Origin of the sequence: Streptomyces aurantiacus JA 4570 (assembly GCF_000414115.1) — a bacterium.
In the GTDB taxonomy this organism is placed as follows: domain Bacteria; phylum Actinomycetota; class Actinomycetes; order Streptomycetales; family Streptomycetaceae; genus Streptomyces; species Streptomyces aurantiacus_A.
Genome location: NZ_AOPZ01000452.1, coordinates 1 through 2,677 on the forward strand (window position 1 = coordinate 1; position 2,677 = coordinate 2,677).

The following is a 2,677-nucleotide window of genomic DNA, read 5'->3' on the forward strand; positions in this document are numbered from 1 at the left end:
TGGCTGGCCGAGGACACCGACGTATGCCGCTGCGAGGAGGTGACCGCCGGGACCGTCCGCGAGGCCGTCGCCGATCTCGGGGCCCGTGACGCGCGGACCGTCAAGCTGCTCACCCGCGCGGGCATGGGGTGGTGCCAGGGCCGGATGTGCGGCGCGGCGGTGGCCTGCCTGGCGGCCGGAGCGGCCGGAGCGGCAGGTGGAGACGGAGCGGCCGGTGAGGGCGGCGCCGTGTCACCGCCGGGAGAGCGCAGGCCGTTCGCCGTCCCCGTCGCGCTCGGCGCGCTCGCCGCGCTGGAGCCGGGCGAGCCACCCGAGCCGGACGAGTCGCCCGGGCCGGTCGAGTCACCCGAGCCGATCGGGTCACCGGGGGCGCCCAGGGCACCCAAATCGCCCAAGAAGCCCGCCCCGCCCGACTCCTGACGGACACACCTGCGCTCAGCTCACCGAAGGCTGCACCTCGCCCCCCACCGAAGGCTGCACCTCCCGCGCCCTTTCCGGGACGCCCGCACATCTGTAAAATGTCACACACTATAGAAGGGCTCACTTAAATGACCGACACCGCCTGGAACTCCACCCGCCCCTGGCGCGGCATCATGGTCGCCACCGCGCTCCCGCTCCGCGACGACCTCTCCGTCGACTACGACGCCTACGCCGAGCACGTCCGCTGGCTCATCGACAACGGGTGCGACGGTGTCGTCCCCAACGGCTCGCTCGGCGAGTACCAGACGCTCACCGACGAGGAGCGCACCCGGGTGGTGCGCACCGCGGTCGAGGCCGCGGGCGACCCGGCGCGGGTGATGCCCGGTGTCGCCGCGTACGGAAGCGCCGAGGCGCGCCGCTGGGCCGAGCAGGCGGGCGAGGCGGGCTGCGGCTCGGTGCTCCTGCTGCCCCCGAACGCCTACCGTGCCGACGAGGCGTCCGTGCGGGCCCACTACGCCGAGGTCGCCGACGCCGGAGTACCCGTCGTCGCGTACAACAACCCCATCGACACCAAGGTCGACCTGACCCCGGAGCTGCTCGCCGAGATCCACGCGGACGGGGACATCGTCGCCGTCAAAGAGTTCACCGGCGACGTCCGGCGTGCCTACCAGCTCGCCGAACTCGCCCCGGAGCTCGACCTGTTGATCGGCGCGGACGACGTGCTCCTGGAGCTCGCCGTGGCCGGGGCCGTCGGCTGGATCGCCGGCTACCCGAACGCCTTCCCTGCCGCCTGCGCCCGGCTCTACCACGCCGCCGTCGGCGGCGACCTGCAGACGGCGCTGCCCCTCTACCGGTCGCTGCACTCCCTGCTGCGCTGGGACTCCAAGACCGAGTTCGTCCAGTCGATCAAGCTCTCCATGGACATCGTCGGGCGCCGCGGCGGCCCGGTCCGGCCGCCCCGCACCTCGCTCACCGGTGCGGACGAGGCAGCGGTGCGCACCGCGACCGAGAAGGCCGTCGCCAACGGCCACCGCTGACCACCGGGCTTGGACCCCGGGCCCGCCCGACCGCACAGCAGCCCGACCGCCCGACCGTCGAAAGGACCCCCGTGCGCACACGCCATGTCTTCCACGCGGTGGACTCGCACACCGAAGGCATGCCCACCCGCGTGATCACCGGCGGTGTCGGGGTGATCCCCGGCGCCACCATGGCCGAACGCCGCCTCCACTTCATCGAGCACCTGGACCACCTCCGCACGCTCCTGATGTACGAGCCGCGCGGCCACTCCGCGATGAGCGGCGCGATCCTCCAGCCGCCCACCCGCCCCGACGCCGACTACGGGGTCCTGTACGTCGAGGTGTCCGGACTGCTCCCCATGTGCGGCCACGGCACCATCGGAGTGGCGACCGTCCTCGTCGAGACCGGGATGGTGCCGGTCGTCGAACCCGTCACCACGGTCCGCCTCGACACCCCGGCGGGTCTTGTCTCCGTCGACGTCGCCGTGCGGGACGGCGCCGCCACCTCGGTCACGCTGACCAACGTCCCGGCGTTCTGCGTCGGCCTCGACCGCAAGGCCGAGGTCCCCGGCCTCGGCACGGTGACCTACGACCTCGCCTTCGGCGGCAACTTCTACGCCTTCGCCGAACTCGACGCGCTGGGGCTGCCGTTCGACCGCGCCCGCAAGGACGACCTGCTGGCCGCCGGGCTCGCCCTCATGGACGCCATCAACGCCACCGACCGGCCCGCGCACCCCGAGAGCCCCGAGATCGGCGGCGTGAAGCACGTCTATCTGGCGGCCCCCGGCTCCGACGCCGCGCACTCCCGGCACGCCATGGCCATCCACCCCGGCTGGTTCGACCGCTCCCCGTGCGGCACCGGCACCTCCGCCCGGATGGCGCAGCTGCACGCCCGCGGTGACCTGCCGCTGCACCAGGACTTCGTCAACGAGTCCTTCATCGGCACCCGGTTCACCGGCCGCCTCGTCGCCGAGACGGAGGTCGGCGGCGTCCCGGCCGTCGTACCGGCCATCACCGGACGCGCCTGGATCACCGGCACCGCCCAGTACTTCCTCGACCCGGACGACCCCTTCCCCGGAGGTTTCCTCCTGTGACCGCCACCCCGCCCCCGGTCGCCGCCCGCAACCCGGCCGACCCCTCCGACGTCGTCGCGCAGGTGTATCCGGCCGGCGCCTTCGGTGCCGCCGACGCCGTCGAGCGGGCCCGCGCGGCCCAACCGGGCTGGCTGCGCGGCGGCGCGG

Annotated in this window: 3 protein-coding genes; all 3 read left to right on the forward strand. The window is 73.7% G+C overall.

Annotated features, from left to right (window positions below; translation table 11 throughout):
• Window positions 1–420 (forward strand): (2Fe-2S)-binding protein (locus STRAU_RS34190; RefSeq protein ID WP_037663786.1); only part of this gene is annotated, 420 nt, incomplete at its 5' end.
• Between the two features lie 128 nt (window positions 421–548).
• Entirely contained in the window at window positions 549–1,457 is a 909-nt protein-coding gene (locus STRAU_RS34195; RefSeq protein ID WP_016644994.1) for a dihydrodipicolinate synthase family protein, read from the forward strand.
• Between the two features lie 71 nt (window positions 1,458–1,528).
• Window positions 1,529–2,530, forward strand: a complete 1,002-nt coding sequence (locus STRAU_RS34200) for a proline racemase family protein (RefSeq protein WP_016644995.1) — start codon at window positions 1,529–1,531, stop codon at window positions 2,528–2,530.
• The last annotated feature ends 147 nt before the right edge of the window (window positions 2,531–2,677 follow it).

Excerpts from the sequence above, each read along its gene's own strand:
- STRAU_RS34195 (WP_016644994.1), top strand. The coding sequence starts at position 549 with ATGACCGACACCGCCTGGAACTCCACCCGCCCCTGGCGCGGCATCATG.